The organism is Myceligenerans cantabricum, from assembly GCF_054777735.1.
The window spans coordinates 318,077-338,347 of sequence record NZ_BAAHAJ010000005.1; the positions used below are offsets into that span (position 1 = coordinate 318,077).

Genomic DNA, 20,271 nt, shown 5'->3' on the forward strand with positions numbered 1-20,271 from the left:
CTTCCAAGCTCACGAGTAGATGTCGTCGATCTGCTGCTTGGCCTCGTCGAGGGCCTTGGGCGCGCGCTCCGCGAAGAACTCGACGTCGGCGTCGGACAGCTGAGCGTTGGCGTACATCCGCGACATGGTGGACACGAGGACGCCGTGCCGCTGGAGCGCGGTGGTGACGATGATGTCCCTGCCCATCAGGTCGAAGTCGTACTGGGCGGGCGTCTCCAGCGGCTTCTCGCAGCAGTGGAACGAGGCCAGGCCCGGCGGGCCCTGCACGACCAGCGGCAGGCCCACCCGGTCGGCCTCGGCGCGGAGGATCCCGTGCATGGCCTCGACCCGGCCGCGCATACCGGTCAGGGCGGCCTCGTCGTCACGACCGAGGATCTGGAACGTCGCCCGCACACCGGCGGAACCCAGCGGGTAGCCGTTGAACGTGCCCGCGTGGACGACCCGCTTGCTCTCCAGCAGCCGCATGATCTCGCGCCTGCCGGCCAGCGCGGCGATCGGGACGCCGCCACCGGCGACGGCCTTGCCGAAGGTGGCCAGGTCCGGCGTCACGCCGAACGCCTTCTGGGCACCGCCGAGCCCCATCCGCACGCCCGTGATCATCTCGTCGAAGATGAGCACCACGCCGTACCGCGTGCACAGCTCGCGCACCCGGGCCAGGAAGCCCGGCGCGGGTTCGACCGAGCCGCCGTTGACACACACCGGTTCGGTGAGCAGGCAGGCGATCTCGTCGCCTCGCTCGGCGAGGAACGCCTCCAGCGCGTCCGCGTCGTTCCAGGGCAGCATGTACGACTGGTCGGCCATGACGTTCTCGGCCCTGCCCACGGTCCCCTTGTAGTCGCCGCGGAAGTCCACGGGGACGGGGTTCGCCCGGTCGGGCACCCGGCCGCCCATGATGTTGTCGTAGCTGCCGTGGAAGTGGTTCTCGAACCGCACGAACTTGTTGCGGCCCGTGTGACCGCGCGCCAGGCGGATCGCGATCTGCAGGATCTCCGAGCCGGACGTGCCGAACCGGACCATCTCCGCGCAGGGGATGTGCTGGTTCATGAGCTCGAGCGCGTCGGCGTCGAAGTCGGTGTGGCTGACGCACAGCACGTCCCGCATCGCGGTGGAGAGCGCGTCGAGGTACTCCTCGTGGGAGTGCCCGAGGATCATCGCTCCGAACCGCGCGTACAGGTCGAGGTACTCGTTGCCGTCCATGTCGAACAGCCGGCTGCCCCGGCCGCCGCTGAAGTGGATCGGCACCTCTTCCCAGGGCAGGTTGAAGTTGTAGTGCACGCCTCCCGGCAGGATCTTCTTGACGCGAGCGTGGTAGGCGAGGTTGGCGGAGCTGCCCGAGGTCGCCGGGCTCAGCCGCTCCGCCGTCGCGCCGGCGCTGCCGGGCCCGGCGACGCCCGTTCCGAGGGTCGCCGTCATCAGGCCTGTTCCTCGGCGAGGTACGCGCTGATCTCGTCGACCGTCTTGAACTCGAAGAGCGCGACCGGGTTGATGTCCATGTCGAGCTCCCGGCGCAGGCGGTTCACGATCTTCAGCGCCTGGACCGAGGACACGCCGAGCTGCATGAAGCCCTCGTCGTCCTCGATGTCGGCGGGAGCGATCGACAGCTCCGAGGCGATCTCCTTGATGAGAACTGCCTTGATCTCGTCCTTCGTCATGATGGTTTCCTCTCGGTGGTTCAGATGTCGAGCCAGTACGGCGTGCGGGAGAAGGGATAGGGATCGAGGCCGACGATCGTCCCGGTCCCGTCGGGGAAGAACTGCGTCCAGTCGATCGCTCCGCCGTGCAGGAACCGCTCCGCGGCGGCCCCGAGCGTGCGGGGCGGTTCACCCTTGGGGCGCCGGTCGGGTCGGGCGACGTGGTTCACGTGGACGTCGGCCATCGCTCCGGTCGCCGGGTCGAGGGTGGCGGTCGCGCGCCAGGCGTACGCCGGGCGGAACCGGGCCAGCGTCATCGCGAGGTCGTACGGGTCGGCACCGTCGGCGCTGTGCGCCTCGACCTCCTTGAGCATCTGCCGCAGCGCGTCCTCGGACTTCGCCGAGAGACAGACCACCGGTTCCGGCAGCTCACCGCGCGGGCGGCCGCCGTCGCCGGTCTCCTCGATCACGACGTGCACGTTCGTCCCGCCGAGACCGAGCGAGGTGATCGCACCGGCGCGCGGCCGCCCGTCCACCTGCGGCCAGGGCCTCGGCGACGTCACCACCTCGAACGGCGTCTTGTCCAGGCGGAGCAGCGGGTTCGTCGTCGTGAGGTGCAGGTTCGGGGCCATCTGCCCGTGCTTCAGGCTGAGCAGGAGCTTCGCGAGGCCGGCGCCGCCGGCGGCGCTCAGCAGGTGCCCGATGTTGCACTTGACGGAGCCGAGACCGATCTTCGCGTCGCCGAAGTCCGCCTTGCGGTAGATCTTCGACAGCGCGTTCACCTCGATCGGGTCGCCGATCCGGGTGCCGGTGCCGTGCGTCTCGATATAGCCGATCGAGGTCGGGTCGACGACGCCGTCCTCGTACGCGTCGCGGATCACGTCGCCCTGGCCGCGCGGGTTCGGCGCCATGATGTTCAGCGAGGAGCCGTCGTTGTTGATCGCGTGCGCCGCGATCCGCCCGTAGATCCTGCGGTTCCTCGCCCGCGCGACGTCCTCCCGCTCCAGGACGACCACGACCGCGCCCTCGCCCAGCAGCGTGCCGTCCGCCTCCTCGTCGAACACGCGCGTGTGCGGGTGCGACGTCGTGATGCCGCCCGCGTTGGACAGCATCGACGTGTAGGCGCCGCTGAGCAGGTTGACCCCGCCGACGACGGCGCCGTCGCACCCCTCGCTCCGGATGGCGCGCACGCCCTGGGTGATCGCGGTGAGGAACGACGAGCACGCCGTGTCCACGCCCATGACGGGGCCGGTGAGGTTGTACTGGTGGGAGATCCGCGCGGCCAGCGCACCGTGGTAGGTGTTCATGATGGTGCGCGGGTGCATGCCGTCCGGGCCGTGCTCGTCGAGGTAGCGGCAGACGAGGCCGTAGTAGGGGTTGCCGGTCATGGCGAGGTGCACGGAGTAGCGGCGGGCCGGGGCCTCGCCGGACTCGGCGAGACCGGCGTCGCACAGGGCGTCGTAGGCGACCTCCATGCCGACCCGGTGCTGCGGGTCCATGAACCGCGCCTCGTGCTCGTCGATGCCGAAGAACTCGGCGTCGAACTGCTCGATCCCGTCGACCTCGCCGATGATGTCGTCCCACCGGGGCGCCCGGGCGAGGGCGCGGCGGCCCTCGCTGACGGGCGCCGTGCGGTCGACGCCGTCGGCCAGCAGCCGCCAGAACTCGTCCTGGTTCGACGCGCCGGGCAGGCGCAGCGCGAGACCGGTGATGACGACGGGCACGGAGGCGGACGTGCCGGCCGGCGGCAGGGTGGGCGTGGTCATCGGGTGTCTCCCGCTTCCTCGAGCACGCGGGTGTCGCTGATCCACTCGATGTGGACCGCGAGGTCGTCGTGCCAGACGTTGATGTGGGTGCGCGCCAGGGTGGGCCCGGTCGGCGTGTTCTCGGGGATCTCGTGCGACGGGATGTGCCCCTGGAAGTTGACGAGCGTCAGGTCGAGCTTCCCGGCCTCGTTCCAGTAGGCCTCCCGGAGCCCGGACCACGGCTGATCGGTCCCGTCGTCCTGAGGGCCGGTGGCGTCGGGACCCGCCAGCGCGCTGACGAAGTGCAGCCCGGCGTCCTGCGCCGCCGCCATCCGGTCCGCGAGGGCGGGCTGGTCGTCGCCGGTCAGCATCACCGGGACCACGTCCAGGAACTCGCCGACGCAGTCCGACCAGTCCGTACCGGCCCAGCGCCGCGAGCTGTTCACGAAGCCGACGGCGACGTGCTCGGTGCCGCTCAGCCCGGCGAGCCGGGTGTGGAGCGCCGAGAGCGCCGCGGACAGCGGGTTCTCGCCGTCGGACAGCGGGATGCTGTAGCGGCCCGGCCGCTCCGGCGTCGCCCCTTCCGCGACCACCGCGTCGATCACCGCGCGGTTCGACGTGAGCCAGACCGCCGGGTCGAAGCCCTCCAGGGACCCGGCGACCTCCGCTGCCGGCCGGTCGCCCGCCGACCGGCCGAGCTCCGCGAGGAACGCGCCGAACTGCCGGGGCTCGGGGAGCTGCTCGCCGCGGGCGAGACGCTCCGTCTCGTCGCGCAGGATCCCGGCGCTGAACCCGTCGAAGACCCCGTGGTGGAACGCCCAGACCAGCCGCAGCTCGTCGTCGGACACCCGGACGATCGCGCAGCGCCACAGCAGCCCGTCGCCGAACGGCTCGGCCTGCAGCGCGTGCGCCAGGTCGTCGACGACGACGGCCGCCTGCGCGAGGTCGATCCTGCGCACGTCCCGCACCGGGACGAGCCCCGACAGGTCGCCGAACGCGTCCGGCCCGGAGATCTCGAACCGGTCCCCGGCGATCCGGGCGCGCAGCGCGTCGTGGCGGACCACGGTGGCCTCGACGGCGTCCTTCAGGTCCTCCGGGCCGATCCCGGTGACCGTCTGGACGAAGCCGCCGGCCACCGCGCCGCTGGCGTGGTGCAGGCGTGCGAGGGCGCCGATGTCGAAGCTGTCCGCGGCGGGCTCACCGGTGAACGACTCCGCGACGCGGCGGGCGTCGTCCGCGGCCCAGCCGACGATCCGGGCGAGCTGCTCGCTGGTGACGGTGCGGCGCGGCCGGGCGGGGCGTGCCGCGCGCTCCGTGCGCGCGGGACGGTCCGGACCCTGCTCGCGCCCGAGGCCGGTGGCCGCCGCGAGCCCGTCCGCGGTCGGGTTCCGGTAGAGGTCGGTCACCTGCAGCTCGACGCCGGCCTCCCGCAGCCTGCGCACGACGGCGATCGCCTGCAGCGACTGCCCGCCGGCGGCGAAGAAGTCGTCGGACCCGGTCAGCCCGGACGCCGCGAGCACCTCGCGGAACACGGCCAGCACGTCGACGGCGGCCCCGGCCGGAGCTGCGGACCCGACGAGACCGGCGGACCCGCCCTGAGTGTCGGCCCCTGCCTCGGAGCCGGACCCGGCCGGAGCGTCGGACGTGTCCTGAGCGGCGTCCGCCGCGGTGTCGATCAGGGTGGTCAGCCGCGCGCGGTCGACCTTGCCGTGCGCGGTCAGCGGGAGCTCCGGCAGCGTGATGATCCGCTGCGGAACCATGTACCTCGGAAGCTTGGTCAGGAGGTGCTCCCGGATCGCGGCCTCCGGCCGCGCCGGCTCCCCCGCGCAGAACCCGGTCAGGCGGCTGTCGTTGCCGTCCTTGGTGTGGACGACGACGGCGTCCGCGACGCCTGGGCAGCCCCGCAGCGCGAGCTCGATCTCCGACAGCTCGATCCGGTACCCGGCGTGCTTGACCTGCCGGTCGATGCGGTCGAGGTAGACGATGCGCCCGGCGTCGTCCAGCACGACGCGGTCCCCGGTGCGGTACACCGTCCCGGGGTCGCCGGCCAGCCCCGCCACGAACTTCTCGGCCGTGAGCTCGGCCCGCTGGTGATAGCCGATCGCGACGCTGGGGCCGCCCACGCAGAGCTCGCCCGGCACCCCGCGCGGCACGTCGGTGCCGTCCGGGTGCACGATGTAGAGGTCCCGGTTGCGGGCGGGGACGCCGATCGGCATGCGGTCGTGGTCGGGCCGTTCGTCGACGCGGAAGTACGTGGTGCAGACCGACGCCTCGGTGGGGCCGTACAGGTTGTAGAGCCTGCCCGCGCCGAGCACCTCGAAGGCCCGCCGCGCGGCCCAGGGCTGCATCGCCTCGCCGCCGGCGTACAGCGCCGACATGCCCGCGACGGCCTCCGGGCGCTCCGCCATGAGCAGGTGGAACACGGCGGTGATGAGGATGCCCTTGTCCACCTTCTCCTCGCGGAGGAAGTCCGCCAGGAGGTTCATGTCCATGTTGTGTGCCTGGCTGCCCATGACCAGGGTCGCGCCGGCGAGGAACGCGCTGTGGACGTCGAGCAGCGACGGGTCGAACGTGTAGCCCGTCAGGTGCAGGACCCGCTCGCCCGGCGCGTAGTCCGTGTAGCCGTTGTCGGCGCAGGTGCTCAGCACGCCGCCGTGGGTGACCAGGGTGCCCTTGGGCTGCCCCGTCGTACCCGACGTGTAGATCATCACGAGCGGCGACTCCGGCCCGACGCCCTCCGGCGGGGTGTAGCCACCCGTGAGGTCCTCGGGACGGTACGCCACGCCGCCGTCGGGGCGGACGGACGACGCCGGGTCCGTGGCCAGGACTACCCGCGCCCCGCTGTCGGCGAGCGTGTGGGCGACCCGCTCGGACGGCACGGCCGGGTCCAGCGGGATCTCGATCGCGCCGCACTTCATGAGCGCGATGCGGGAGAAGACCTGCCAGGGGCCGCGCTCCAGCAGGCAGAGGACGAAGTCGCCCACGGACACCCCGGTGGCCTGCAGGCCCCCGGCCAGGTCGTCGGTGACGCGGTCCAGCTCCGCGTAGCTCCACTCCTGGCCCTCCCAGCGCAGGGCCGGCCGGTCCGCGTGCTGGGCGAAGGACTCGCGGACCCGCGCCAGCAGCGACTCGGTGATCGCGGGCCCGGCGGCGGTCAGCTCCGCCCGGCGCCGGTCGCGCTCCTGCGGCGTCTCCGGGCTGAGCTCGGCGATCCGGCGGCCGGAGTCCTGCGTCATGGCGAGCAGGAGCTGGTCCAGCTGGGTACCGAGGCGGGCGATCGTGGCGTCGTCGAACAGCTCGGTGCGGTACTCGATGTCGACGGAGAAGTCGTCGGCGCGCTCCGCCACGCTGATCGACAGCGCGTAGCGGCTCTTGATCCGCCCGTGCGGCAGCGGCTCGATCCGCATGCCGTCCAGTTCCAGCTCCTCGGTGCCCGTGCTGACGTAGTTGAACAGGACGTCGAACAGCGGGTTGGTGTCACCGCCGGGCTGGATGCCGAGCCGGGCGAGCACCGCCTCGAACGGCGCGTTCTGGTGGCCGAGGACCGCCGCCGCGCTGTCCTTGGCGGCCGCGACCGCGTTGCGGACCGTCCGCTCCGACAGGTCGGTGACCCGCAGCGGGAGGGTGTTCACGAACATCCCGACCGTGTGCTCGGTGCCCGGGACGTGCCGCCCGGACACCGCGGTGCCGAGCAGGAACTCCCGCTGGCCGCTGTACAGCCCGAGCACCCGGGTGAGCGCGGCGAGGAACACCATGTACGGCGTCGCGCCGCAGTCGCGGGCCAGGTCGGTGACGGCCTGGCGGCTCGTCGTGCAGGTGAGGACGTGACGGTCGCCGTCCAGCGTCGCGTCCTGGCCCGGCGTCCTGTCGGTCGGCAGCTCGAGGCGGGGGATGTCGCCGTGCAGCTGCGTCGCGAAGAACTCGGCGTCGGCGTCGAGCGCGCCGCTCTCCTCCAGGCGGGACAGCGCGGAGACGTAGTCGGCGTAGGGCAGGGGCGCCGCGCCCGGCGCCTCGCCGCGCAGCACGCGGGCGAGGTCGCCGGCGATGATCTCGAGCGAGGTCTGGTCGCCGACGATGTGGTGCATGTCGAGCAGCAGGTAGTGCAGGTCGTCGTGCACGCTGAGGATCTCGACGCGCAGCAGCGGTGCGGTGGCCAGGTCGAACGGACGTGCTCCGGCCGCGAGGCGGGTCTCGACGTCCTCCGCGGTCACGGCGGTGACCCGGACGACGTCGGGCGTCTCGGCGAGGACCCGCTGCACCAGCGTGCCGTCGTCCGACAGGTGGAACGAGGTGCGCAGCTGCTCGTGCCGCTCGACGAGCCGCCGGAAGGCTTCCTGCAGCCGGTCGACGTAGAGCCGCCCGGTCACCCGGTAGGCGATCCCGAGGTTGTACGCGGTGTCGTCCTGGCGCAGCGCGCAGACGGCGTACATCCGGCGCTGCGCCGGCGACGCGGGCGACTCCGGCACGGCTCCCGCGGGGGTGGTGGATGCGGTCGCGGTGGTGGACGCACCGGCCGGCTCGCCCGGGACAGCCGGCACGACGGCCGGAGCCCTTCCCACCAGGAGCGCGCGGGTCGCGGCATAGGTCGCGTCGGCGAACATCTCGCCCACCGTGATCACAATGCCGGTGCGCTTCTCGATCAGGGCGGTGAAGCGCACCGCCGAGAGGGAGTCGCCGCCGGAGCGGAGGAAGTCGGAGTCGTCCGTGGGCTCCGACCCGAGCACCTCGACCCAGCTGTCCCGCAGCGCGGCCTCGTGGTCGTCAGCGAGCGCGACGACCGCCCCGGCGGAGGGCACCACCACCGGGGTGTCCGGGACGGCGGCAGCCGTGGCGCCCGGGAGGGCCGCCGTCGTACCCGCACCTCCGCCGGTGCCCACGGCGCCCAGCTCGTCCCAGCGCACGTCGGAGACGAAGACGCGCGGTGCGAAGGCGTAGCCCGGCATCGGGATGCGGCGGCCGGCCGCGGTGAACTTCGCGCGGTCGACGTCGGCGCCGTGCACCCACCGGGAGGCGAGGAGGCGCGCCAGGAGCTGCGGCGTCACCGCCTCCCCGGCCCCGGCGGTCCAGGCGGCCGGCCGGCCGGCCGCCGCAGCCGCCCGGGGGTCGAGCCGGTCGAGGCGCCGGGCCCTCTCGGGCGCGGTACCCGCACGCAGGTGCTGCATCGCCTCGCCGACACGGATCTCGACGCTCTCCACGGCCAGCGCGACGCGCAGCAGCCGGTCGCTCCCGGCGGACGCGTGCAGGGCCTCGTGCCCGGCGAACCGTGCGACGGCCGCCCGGACGACGAACTGCGCGATCCGGTCGAGCGCCGGGTTGTCGCCTCCGGCACCGCCCTCGCCGACGAGCGCCCGCAGCACGTCGTCGCGCAGGCCGTCGTCGAAGACACGCAGCATGCGGTCGAGCGCCCGGCCGAAGGCGGCCTCGGCAGGAGCGCCGTCCTTGCGCGGCGCGGCGGCGAGCGTCAGCCGCACCCCGTCCGAAGCGTCCAGGACGAGCGGCGCGGCCGTCGGCTCGATCCACTCCAGCGGCCGGCCCGGGACGCGGACCGCGGCGGCGCGGGACTCGAACTCCGCACGGCCGACGGCGAGCGTGGCCGAGGCGTCCCGGACCAGCGCGCCGCGGTCCGAGCGGTCGGCGAGGAAGTCCGCGAGCGCGTCCTGCAACCGGAGCCGGGAGTCCTCGGTGCGGGCCGAGACCGGGAGGATCCACTCGCCGGCGGCGTCCCCCGGAAGCTCCGGCCGTACGGGCGCCGCCTCCAGGATGACGTGCGCGTTGGTGCCGCCGATGCCGAAGGAGCTGACGGCGGCGAGGCGCACGCCGCCCTCGGGGACGGCGGCCCGGGTCGGCACGTAGATCGCGCCGTCGTCGTCGATCCCGTCGTTCAGGCCGGCGAAGTTCGCCATGGGCGGTACCTGGCCGCGCGCCAGCACGCCGATCGCGCCGATGAACCCGGCTACGCCTGCGGCGGCGTCCAGGTGCCCGATGTTGGCCTTCGCCGCGCCGAGCGCGACCGGACGGCCCTTCCCGTACACGGACGCGAGCGCCGCGTACTCGATGGGGTCGCCGTGCACGGTGCCGGTGCCGTGGGTCTCGACGTAGGCCACGTCGTCGGGGTCGACGGCGGCGTCGCCCAGCGCCGTGCGGATCACTGCCTCCTGGCCGCGCACGCTGGGCGCCGTGTAGCCGACCTTGGCGCGTCCGTCGTTGTTCATCGCGCTGCCGGCGATGACGGCGTAGATGTGGTCGCCGTCGGCGGTCGCGGCGTCGAGCGGCTTGAGCAGGACGACGCCGCAGCCCTGGCCGGAGACCGTGCCGTTGGCGTCCCGCGAGAAGGGCCGGCAGACGCCGTCGCGCGAGAAGATCATGCCCTCGTGCCAGGCGTAGCCCTCCTTGCGGGGGAAGTTGAGGGCGACGCCGCCGGCGAGCGCCATGTCGGCCTCGCCGTTGCGGAGGCTGCTGACTGCCTCGTGGATCGCGACGAGCGAGGTGGAGCACGCGGTCTGCACGTTGACGGCGGGGCCGGTGAGGCCGAGCTTGTAGGCGACCTTGGTGGCGAGGAAGTCCTTCTCGTTCATGGTCATCGCCTCGAACGCGCCGATGGGGTCGTCCTTGCGGGCGAGGAAGCCGGCCATCCAGGGGAAGTTGGTGCCGCTGCCGGCGAAGAGGGCGATGTCGCCGACTCCCTCGCCCGGGACGTATCCGCCGTCCTCCAGGGCGTGCCAGGCGGTCTCGTGCAGGAGCCGCATCTGCGGGTCCATGGTCTCGGCCTCGCGCGCGGAGTACTGGAAGAAGTCGGCGTCGAACGTGTCGGCGGCGACGAAGCCGCGCGCGTTGACGTAGCGCGGGTCGTCGACCGTGGCCTCGTCGAAGCCGGAGCCGAGCAGCTCCTCGCGGGTGAAGCGGGAGATGCTGTCGCGGCCGGCGAACCGGTTGTCCCAGTGCTGGGCGATGCTGGTGGCGCCGGGCAGGACGCCGGCCAGGCCGATCACGGCGATCTTGCGCGCGTCCGGGTCGTGGGCAGGCGTGCTGCGGTCCTCCCAGGAGGAGAAGTTCGCGAGGTCGACGACGCCGATCGCACCGGTCTCGCCCGCGGGCTCCGGTCCGGCGGTGCCGGTCGCGGCGTCGGGACCCGGCGCCCCCACGCGGCGGGACGCGGCAGCCCGCCCGGCAGCGGCCCCGGCGACCGCCGCCGAGGTGGTCGCCGCCACCGGGAAGTCGGCGTCTCGCCCGTCCCCTCCTGCCGGGCCGGCGGACCGGCCGGGACGGTCGCCGCTCCCTCGCCGGGAGCCGGCCGGGCCCGCGGTGGCGGCGCCCAGGGCGTCCGCGAGGCTGCGCGGGGTGGGGTTCTCGAAGAGGCGGACCAGCGGGACGTCCCGCTGCAGCTCCTCGCCGAGGCGGTTGTTGACCAGCATGAGCTTGTAGGAGTTGCCGCCGGCGTCGAAGAAGTTGTCGGACTCCCGCACGCGGTGCCCGAGCACCTCCTGCCACACCTGGAGGATCACGCCGAGCACGTCGGACGGCGCGGGCGGGGACTGTTCCATGGCCAGGTCACTCCCGGGGGTGGGGGGCAGGACTGCGGTGCCGGCGTCCGGCTCGGCGGGTGCCGGACCGGTCGGGTCCGGCGACGCAGCGGCCAGCGCCGACCGGTCGACCTTCTTGTTGGGCAGCTTCGGCATCGCGTCGAGGCGGCGCAGGCGCGCCGGCTTCATGTACCCCGGCAGCGCGGCGGTGATCTCGGCGAGGATCGCGGCGGACCGGTCGGCCCCGCCGTCGGACGTGTAGTGCAGCACGAGGTCGCCGCCGGTCACGGTGACGACGGCGTAGGTGACGCCGTCGACCCGCATCGCGGTCTTCTCGATCTCGCCGAGCTCGATGCGGTTGCCGTTGACCTTGACCTGGTGGTCGAGCCGGCCGGCGAGCACGATCTCGCCGTCGGGACGGCGGTACCCGGCGTCGCCGGTGCGGTAGACGCGCAGACCGGGAAGCTCACGGAGGGTGGTGAACGCGGCCGCGGTCTTCTCGGGGTCGTTGAGGTAGCCGGCGGCGAGCCCTTCGCCCGCGACGCACAGCTCTCCGGGCACGCCGTCGGGCTGGATCATGCCGTCCTCGCCGGCGACGAGCACGGCCGAGCCGGACACGGCGCTGCCGATCGTCACGTCGTCTCCGGGGGCGAACTCCTTGACGGTCGTCGTCACCGTGGTCTCGGTGGGCCCGTACATGTTGAAGACGCGCGCGCTGCTCTCGTCCCGCAGCAGGGTGAGCAGGTTCTCGGAGAAGTGCTCGCCGCCGCAGACGACCACCCGCAGCGCGGGGAGCTGCGCGCGGAACCGGCGGTTGCCGCACAGCGCCGCCATCTTGGAGACCGGCACCTGGAGGTGCGTCACCCCGTGGGCGGCGACACGCTCCGCGATCGCGGCGGCGTCCTTCTGGTCACCGGCCGGGCACATGTGCACGGCCGCGCCCGAGGCCAGGGGCAGCAGGCTCTCGAAGGTGAAGATGTCGAACGTCGGGTCGGCGAGGCTGATGATCACGTCGCCGGGGGCGAAGATGCCCCGCTCTGCGTGGTCGCGCCACAGGTTGCTGACGCCCCGGTGCTTCACCGAGATGCCCTTGGGCCGGCCGGTCGATCCCGAGGTGTACACCGCGTAGACCGGGTCGTCGGCGCCGACGGCGGGGGCCGCGGCCGGGGCGGGTGCGGTCCGCTCGGTGCAGCGCGTGATGTCGAGGACGACGCGCGACGTGGTCGGCCGGTCGTCGCGCGAGCGGCCGTCGGAGCTGCCGCTCTCCCGGTCCATGACCGACCAGCCGCGCACCGCCGCGAGGTCCGGCTCCGCGAAGGCGAACCGCGGCGCGGCGTCGGCCACGATGCGTTCCTGCCGCGCGACCGGCTGCTCCGGGTCGATCGGCAGGTAGGCTCCACCCGCCTTGACGATGGCGAGCTGCGCGACCAGGAGATTCACGTCCCGCCGCGTGAACAGCGCCACGTGCTCCCCGAGCCGCAGCCCGGCCTCGATCAGGCGTGCGGCCTGCGCGTTCGCCATGCCGTCGAGCTGGGAGAAGGTGTATCGGTCGCCGTTCGCGTCGACGACGGCGGTCGCGTCCGGGGCCTGTGCCGCCCGGCGGGCGATCAGCTCGTGGACCGGCGTGGGCTCCGCGGCGGTCAGCCGCCCGCGGATCGCCTCGTGCTCGGCCTGCGAGTAGAGCGGCACGTGCGCGAGCGGCCGGGTGTCGTCGCCGCACACCCCCGCGAGGAGCGCGTCGAACCGGGCGGCGAGGTGCTCGACCGTCGCGCGGTCGAACAGCTCGGCCGCGTAGTCGATCTCCACGGTCAGGCCCTCGTCGGTCTCGGTGCAGGTGATCACGAGGTCCATGCCCACGCCGGCGGGGCTCACCTCGAGCTCGCGGGCCGCGATCCCGTCGATCGCGACGTCGTGCCGCTCCATGTTGTGGTAGTCGAACGAGACGTCGCACAGCGGGTGGCGCCCGGGCGTCCGCTCCAGCCCGAGCCCGTCGACCAGCCGGTCGAACGGCACGTCCTGGTGCGCGAGCGCGTCCAGCACGGAGACCCGGCTCGCGGCGAGGTAGTCGCCGAACGACGTCGTCGGTACCGGGCGGAGCCGGATCGGCATCATGTTGACGAACATGCCGACCATCTCCTGCGTCTCCGCGAGGGTCCGTCCGGTGACCGGCGCGCCGATCACGAGGTCGTCGCACTCGGCGTAGCGCGCCAGGGTCGCCCCCCAGGCGGACAGCAGCACCATGAACGGCGTCGCGTCGTGCGACTCCGCGAGGGACCGCACGCTGCCCGTGCGGGCGGGGTCGAGGCGCAGGGCCACCCGGCCGGCCGACGCCTCCTGAGCGGCGCCGCGCGGGTGGTCCGTGGCGAGCAGCTCGGCCGTGGGTGCGTCCCGCAGGGCGGCGAGCAGGTGCGCCTCACCCTCGGCGAGCGAGCGTGCCCGGTCCTCGTCGTCGTCCATGACGACGTCCTTGTACTGCACCGCGAGCGGCTCCAGCTCGCCGGAGTACAGCGCGCTGAGGTCGCGGGCGATGATCTCGGCGGACACGGCGTCGGCCACGACATGGTGGATGTCGAACAGCAGGAGGCTGCCGCGCTCTCCCCCGTCCACGACCTCCATCCGGAACAGCGGACCGGACGCCAGGTCGAACGGCCGCACGAAGCGGTCCATGTACCCGTCGACGGCATCCTGCCCGACGTCGTCCCCGGCGGTGAACGTGAGCGGCAGCGGGCCGGAGGCGCCGGGGGCCGCGACGGACTGCCGGATCTCGCCGGCGCGCAGGGCGAAGGTGGTGCGCAGCGGCTCGTGCCGCTCGACCAGCCGCGACAGGGCGGTACGGAGCCCCGCCGGGTCGAGCGCGCCGTCGAGCCAGGTCGCCGAGGCCATGTTGTAGACGAGCGTCGCCGGGTCGAGCTGTGCCGCGACGTACATGCGCGCCTGCGCGGGGCTCACCGGGTAGTCGGCCTGCTCGGGCGCCGGCCTGATGCCGTGGACGTCGGACGACGGCGCGCCACCGGCCCGGGCCCGCACCGTCTCCGCGAACCGTGCCGCGAGCCTGGCGGGTGTGGACGCCGCGAACACGTCCGCGACGGTGACGGCCACCCCGAGCCGGGACGCGAGCTGCGCGGCGAGACCCGTCGCCTTGAGCGAGTCCCCGCCGAGCGAGAAGAAGTCGGCGTCGGCGTCGATCTCCTCGTACCCGAGCACCGAGGTGAAGCCGCCCTGCACGGTGGCGACGAGGTCCGCCTCGCTCCCGGGCGCCGCTCCTCCTGCCGAGGCCGGACCTTCCGTGCCGTGGCGCCCTCCGTCGCGGGCACCCGTCCCCGAGGCGGCGCCTCCGGAAGACTCGGCCGCGGGACCGGAGGCACCACCGCGCCGGTCGGTGGCCGCGGCGAGCGGGGAGGCGGCGAGGAGGCCGGAGCCGTTCGAGAGCCGCACCGGGTGAGGGTGGCGGTCGAAGGAGTAGTGAGGCAGGGAGACGCGGCGGCCCGTGGTGTGGTGGGTCCAGTCGACCGCGAGGCCCGAGGCCCAGAGCGTGCCGAGGCAGGACAGCAGCCAGGCCTCGTCCGCGTCGGTCTCCGCCGCGTGCTTCAGCACGTTGACGAACACCTGGTCGGGTCGCCGGGCCGGATCGTGCGCCGCGAACGTCGAGAGGCTCGGGCCCGGCCCCATCTCGATGCCGAACAGCGGACCGTCGGCCAGCAGCGTCGCGAGGCTCTCGGCGAACCGGACCTCACCGGTGATGTGCTCGCCCCAGTAGGCCGGGTCGGTCATCTCGCCCGGCTGCGCCACCCGGCCGGTGCGGTTCGAGATGATCGGGACCGCCGGGTCATGCGTCTCCACCCCGGCGACGGCCGCTTCGAAGGCCTTCGCGGCGTCGGCCATCATCGGCGTGTGGAAGGCGTGCGACGTCTGCAGCCGGATACCGCGCATCCCGGCCTCGTCGAGGCGCCGGACGACGTCGTCGAACACGTCGGCGCGCATCCCCAGGACGGACCGCTCGGCGGAGTTGTCCAGCGACAGCCAGACCCCGTCCACCGGTTCGATCAGTCCCCTGACCTGGGAGGCGGGCGCGAGCACTGCCATCATCACGCCCGGTTCCGCCGCCTGCATGAGCGAGCCCCGCTCACGGACGAGCCGCACGGCGTCGCCCAGGCTCCACACCCCCGCGACCGCTGCTGCGGTCAGCTCGCCGATGCTGTGCCCCACCATCACGTCGGGGACCACGCCGAACGCCTCCAGCACCTTCGCGGCGGCGAGCTGCGAGCCGAACAGCGCGAGCTGTGACCACTCGGTGCGGTGGATCCGCCCGTCGTCCTCGGCGCCGTACAGCACCTCGCGGAACTCGGCGGCCTCGGCCTCGGACAGGCAGCCGACGACCTCGTCCATCCACTGCCGGAACACCCGGCCGGACGGGCTGTCGCTGCCGTACAGCTCGCGGCCCATCGCCTGGTACTGGTTCCCCTGCCCGGAGAACAGCAGCACGGTGCGCGTCCCGGATCCCTCGCCGGTCCCGGCAGCACCCGGTGCCGCCTGCACGGTCTGGGCCGAGGCGACGCGCTTCGCCCACCGCTCCGCGTCGCGCGGCTCCGCCGCCGAGACGACCATCGTCTTGCGGTACGCCAGCTCAGCGCGGCCGCGCAGCGTGCGCGCGGTGTCGCCGAGGGACACGCCGTCGTCCCCCGCCACGTGCCGGACGACGGCGTCCGCCGTACGGTCCAGCGCCTCGGGGCTCGCTGCCGAGAACTGCAGCACCTCGTACGGGTTGTCCTGGGTCGCCCCGCGTGCCGGGGCCTCTTCGACGATCATGTGCACGTTGGTCCCTCCGACGCCGAAGGAGTTCACTCCGGCGCGCAGGTTGTTGCCGCGCCAGACCTGTCCTTCGCTCGTGACCCGGAACGGGGTGGCCCCGAAGTCGATGTTGGGGTTGGGCTCCGCGTAGTTGCGGGTGCCGGGCACGTACCGGTGCCGCAGGCTGAGGGCGACCTTGGCCAGGCCCACGGCGCCCGCGGCGGAGTCCATGTGCCCCACGTTCCCCTTGACGGAGCCGAGCGCCGTCGAGCCCGCGGCGCTGCCGGAGAACGCCCGGGTCAGCGAGGCCACCTCGATCGGGTCGCCGAGCAGCGTTCCCGTCCCGTGCGCCTCGACGTACGTCACGCTCGCCGGGTCGATCCCCGCCGAGTCGTACGCGGCCCGGATGGTCTCGTACTGGCCGTCCTCGCTGGGAGCCGTGTAGGAGAGCTTGCGCCGACCGTCGTTCCCGACGGCCGAGCCCTTGATGACGCCGTAGATCTGGTCGCCGTCGCGCAGGGCGGCGTCGGCCGGCTTGAGCACCAGGAGCGACGCCCCGTTGGAGAACATGGTCCCGGCGGCGCCGGCGTCGAACGGCCGGCAGTGTCCGTCCGGGGAGAACATCATGCCGTCGACGTAGTGGTATCCGCCGTCGTTCGGCAGCTCGACGGTCGCGCCGCCCGCCACTGCCAGGTCGCACTCGCCCAGGCGCAGCGACTGCACGGCCAGGTGCACCGTGAGGAGCGACGTCGAGCATCCGGTGAGGGCCGACATCGACGGCCCGGTCAGGTCGAACAGGTACGACAGCCGCGTGCTGAGGAAGTGGTTCGTGGCCAGCGTGTAGCTCTCGTACGCGTCACCGAACGCCCCGGTGTCCACGATCTTGTCCTGGTACCAGGCGAAGTCGTCGTTCCCGCCCGCGAACACCCCGACCCTGCCGGGCAGCGCCCGCGGGTCGTAGCCGGCGTCCTCGCACGCCTGCCAGAAGGTCTCGTACAGCAGGCGGAGCTGGGGCGAGGTGACGTCGACCTCGGCCGGCGGGATGCCGAAGAGCCGGTGGTCGAACTCGTCGACGCCGTCGACGCGCCCGATGGCCTTCACGTAGCCGGGGTGCGCGATGTCGTGCTCTGGGACGCCGAGCGCACGCAGCTCGTCGTCGTCGTAGAACGTGATGCTCTCGTCGCCGCGCCGGAGGTTCTCCCAGAACTCGTGCACGTCGCGGGCGCCGGGGACCTGGATGCCGATGCCGATGACGGCGATGTCGCGGGCCGCGGCGGCCGGGGCCGCAGGAGCCGCGGCGGGCTCGGGAGCCCCGGCGGACGCGGCAGGCTCAGCCGGCTCGGCGGGCTCCCGGTGCGCGGGCTCCGCGAGATCCGCGAGATCCGCGAACAGTCCCGCCTGCTCCTCGACCGTGGTGTGCTTGAGCAGGTCGGTGATCCGGACCTCGCGCCCGAACTCCTCGTTCAGCTCCACCTGCAGGCTCATCAGGCTCAGCGAGTTCCCGCCCTGTTCGAAGAACGAGGCGTCCGGGTCGAGAGCGCTCGTGCCGAGCGCGGTCCGCCAGAGCGCCGCGACCCGCTCGGTCGCGGAGGTCCCGCCGGTCGCGGCAGGTGCGGCAGCGGCAGGCACGGCGGACGCACCGGTGGCGCCGGACACGTCCGGCGCGGCGGTGCTCCTGTCCGCGAGCTGCTCCCTCAGCGCCCGCCGGTTCAGCTTGCCCGCCGTGGACGTGGGCAGCGCGTCCATCGGGACCAGCACCGACGGGATCATCTGTGGTTCGAGGCTGCGGGCCAGCGCGGCACGCACGCCGGCCGTGGTCAGCCCGGCGTCCGCCCCCGTCGGGGCCTGCGTCGTGTAGAAGCCCGCCAGCCGCGGCGGGACGACTTCGTCGTCGATCACCACGGCCGCCTCGACGACGCCGTCCGTGCGCAGCAGAGCCTGCTCGACCTCGCCGAGCTCCATCCGCACGCCGCCGACCTTGACCTGCCGGTCGATGCGCCGGAGGAACGCGAAGCGGCCGTCCTCGCGCAGGTGGCCGAGGTCGCCGGTGCGGTACATGCGGCGCATGTGCTCGGGGTCGGAGGCCTCGTCGAAGAACGGGTTCTCGGCGAACTGCTGCGCGGTGAGCTCGTCCCGGTTCAGGTAGCCGACGCCGACGCCCGCGCCCGCGATGCACACCTCACCCGGGAGGTCGACGCCGCACAGCGCACCGGAGCTCGCCACGACGTAGACGCGGTAGTCGTTGAGCGCGGTGCCGATCGGGGCGATCCGCGCGGTGTCCGCAGCGGTGATGGTGCTGTGCGTGGCCCACATCGTGGCCTCGGTCGGGCCGTAGACGTTCTCCAGGGAGCAGGTCAGGGGCAGGGCGACGAACCGTTCGACGATGTCCGAGGTCAGCGCCTCACCACCGCTGAACAGGAACCGCAGTGACGTCAGGGCCGCCGCACGGTCGTCCGACTCCGCGGCGCCCACGAGGATGCGCAGCATGGTGGGCGTGAAGTTCACGTGCGTCACGCCGGCCGTCCGGATCGCGTCGATCACCGCGAGGACGTCGCCCTCGTGGCCGGGCGGCAGGATGTGCAGGCGCCCGGCGCCGACCAGCCAGCCGTAGACCTCCGTGCCGAAGATGTCGAACGTGAAGGCCGTCTTCAGCAGGTAGACGTCGTCCGCCCGCAGCGGGAAGCGGCGCTCCAGGTCGAGGGCGGTGTTCTGGATGTTGGCGTGGGTGATGACGACGCCCTTGGGGACGCCCGTGGACCCGGAGGTGTACTCGATGTAGAGGATGTCGTCCGGCGAGACGTCGACCTCGGCGGGCCGTTCGCCGGTCTCGGCCCGCTCGTCGTCGCGCAGGGCGACGAGCTCGCCGATCGTGTCGAGGTCGAGGCGCGCCACGCCGTCGGGAAAGGCGGCGTCGGCGTCGGACGTGGTCAGGACGACGGCGATGTCCGCGTCGTCGAAGATCTGCGCGAGCCGCTCGGCGGGCGTGCCCGCGGACAGCGGCACGTAGGCGGACCCGGCGAGCGCCGTGCCGAAGACTCCGGCGAGCAGCTCGGCACCGCGTGGGAGAAGGACCGCGACGCGCTTCTTCGCGCCGCCCGTGAGGTCGAGCAGGCGGCGCTGCACGACGACGGCCGCGTCGTGGGCCCAGGCGTTCGAGTACTCCCGGGAGGCGTCGGACCAGGCGATCCCTGAAGGGTCGGCCGTCGTCCGCGCGAGGAACAGGTCGCCGAGGTGGGCCGGGGTCCAGTCGTAGAAGTGCGTCTGCGACAGTTCCGTCAGCAGGACGGCGTCGGCGGCGGGGTCCGACTCGCGGAGCGACGCGGCCTGCTCGTCCAGCGCGGCGGGGACCTGCTCGAGCAGGGTCACGTAGCGGTCGGCGAACCGGCGGACCTTCTGCGCGGTCAGGACCGGCTCCTTGTACTGGAAGACCAGCTCGGTGGCGCCGTCGATCTGCTCGACGATGACGGTGAACGTGCCGGGGAAGGGGACCGGGTCCTGCCGCACCGCGCCGCGCACGCCGTCGGGGTAGGCGAAGCTGTCGTGGATGAAGGTCACGTCGAACACGCGGGCCAGGGCGGGGTGGTCGCCCAGCATCCTCGGCACCGGGTGGTCGAGGTGCTTCCAGGTACCCAGCACCTCCTTGCTGAGCCTGCCGAGCAGCTCCCGGAGGGTTGCGTCCGGCGCGACGTCGACGTGCACGGGCAGCGTCCGGATGAAGCAGCCGACACTGTGCTCGATCTCGAGGGCGGGCCGGTCGGTGAACGGGACGGACACGGCGACGCCGTCGGCGTGCGCGTACCGCGCGAGCAGCATGCCGAACACGCCGAGGTAGACGGTGTACTCGGAGACCTCGGCGTCCTGGGCACAGGTCCGCAGCGCGCCGGCCAGCCCGGCGTCCAGCGGCACGCGGAGCTCGCGTCCGGCGACGTCGCCCGCGGCGGACTCGAACCAGTGCGTCAGGTCCGGTGCCGCCTGGCGGGCGAGGTTCTTCTCCCAGAACTCCTGGTTGCGGGCGGCCTTGCGCTCGCTGGGTCGCCGGGTCTGCTTCTCCTGGTAGACGGCGAACCCGGTGTCCTCCTCGACGTCCCCGGCCGGCTCGTCGTCGCCGAGCGCGAGCTGCATGACCTGCTCGACCAGGTGGCTGACCGACAGCCCGTCCGCGACGAGGTGGTGGCAGACGAAGACGGCCTGGTCCTCGCCGTCGAACCGGGCGTGGACCACGCGGAACAGCGGCGCGGTCTCCAGGGCGAAGGGAGCGGCCGTCGCCTCGGCCACGATCGCGTCGAAGGCGTCCTGGGCGGCCTCCTGGCCCCGCAGGTCGTGGGAGGTGAACGGCGTCTCGACATCGTCCGCGGGCACGACGGCGTACGAGACGCCCCCGCGGACGTTCCGCACGGCGCTGCGCAGCGCCGGCTGCGCGGCCATCACCCGCCCGACCGCGCCGCCGAACCGCTCGGGCGCGACCTGCTCGATCCGCAGGTGCAGCGCGACGTGATAGTCGGACGCGTCCCGGAGCTGGGCGTCGAAGTACATTCCTCGCTGCGACGACGACATCGGGACGACGTTCATCTCTGCGTGCTCCCTACG

At 73.2% G+C, this 20,271-nt stretch carries 4 protein-coding genes; all 4 read right to left on the reverse strand.

The window, feature by feature from the left end:
* Positions 1–9 precede the first annotated feature (9 nt).
* Genes ACYU96_RS06255 through ACYU96_RS06270 form a run of 4 tightly spaced genes read right to left on the reverse strand, consistent with a single transcriptional unit; the run spans position 10 to position 20,253 of the window.
* Positions 10–1,413, reverse strand: a complete 1,404-nt coding sequence (locus ACYU96_RS06255) for an aspartate aminotransferase family protein (RefSeq protein WP_460750381.1) — start codon at positions 1,411–1,413, stop codon at positions 10–12.
* On the reverse strand, positions 1,413–1,652 hold the full coding sequence (locus ACYU96_RS06260; RefSeq protein WP_460750384.1) for an acyl carrier protein: 240 nt from the start codon (positions 1,650–1,652) through the stop codon (positions 1,413–1,415). The genes ACYU96_RS06255 and ACYU96_RS06260 overlap by 1 nt, the downstream gene beginning before the upstream one ends.
* Positions 1,653–1,672: 20 nt before the next feature.
* Entirely contained in the window at positions 1,673–3,397 is a 1,725-nt protein-coding gene (locus tag ACYU96_RS06265) for a polyketide synthase (RefSeq protein WP_460750386.1), read from the reverse strand.
* Positions 3,394–20,253, reverse strand: a complete 16,860-nt coding sequence (locus ACYU96_RS06270; RefSeq protein WP_460750389.1) for an amino acid adenylation domain-containing protein — start codon at positions 20,251–20,253, stop codon at positions 3,394–3,396. Before ACYU96_RS06270 ends, ACYU96_RS06265 begins: the two co-directional genes overlap by 4 nt.
* Positions 20,254–20,271 lie beyond the last annotated feature (18 nt).